General features: G+C 46.0%; 1 pseudogene. It reads right to left on the bottom strand.

The window, feature by feature from the left end:
- Window positions 1-546: pseudogene (locus HC175_RS16990) on the bottom strand (hypothetical protein); the annotation flags it as partial.

The following is a 546-nucleotide window of genomic DNA, read 5'->3' as shown; positions in this document are numbered from 1 at the left end:
GAAGAGTGTTGTCATCCACTGTGGTGGCTTCGGGACATAATAGAAACGGAGTTCCCCAACCTGTGCCGTTCACATCATAATACCCGTAAAGCAGTTTTTGCTCGGCAGCTGTTCCAATCCCTCCCTGCACGGTCACATTGATAGGGTGTGGTTTTTCAAATCCTGCCTCTCCCCTCGCTTGTATGGCCGGATTATATAAGCTGAAAAGCTCCTGTGCCAGTTCCTCCTTCTTATTTTTGAATTCCTCCAGGATGGGCCCCAATAAAAAACCCTGGGTAGCAAAGGCATGCCCGCCGCAGTTAAGTCCTGACTCTATCCGAAATTCGCTTACCCAAATTCCCTTTTTAGCGAGATACTTCCCCTGGATCAATGCTGAACGATAGTCGCTCACCTTGATGATCACTTTCTTTTTAAAAACGCCCGGGGCAGAAGCATCAAATTCTTTGAAATTCTCCAGGTAATTAAACAACCTGGGGTTCATTCCGGCAGAAAAAATTACAGCAGAATTTTCAAGTTCACTTTCTGCATAAGCTTTAAGAGCACCCA

It is taken from the genome of Salinimicrobium oceani (assembly GCF_012037645.1).
Note: the sequence above shows the minus strand (reverse complement) of the source record. Positions and strands in the feature narration are given on the sequence as shown.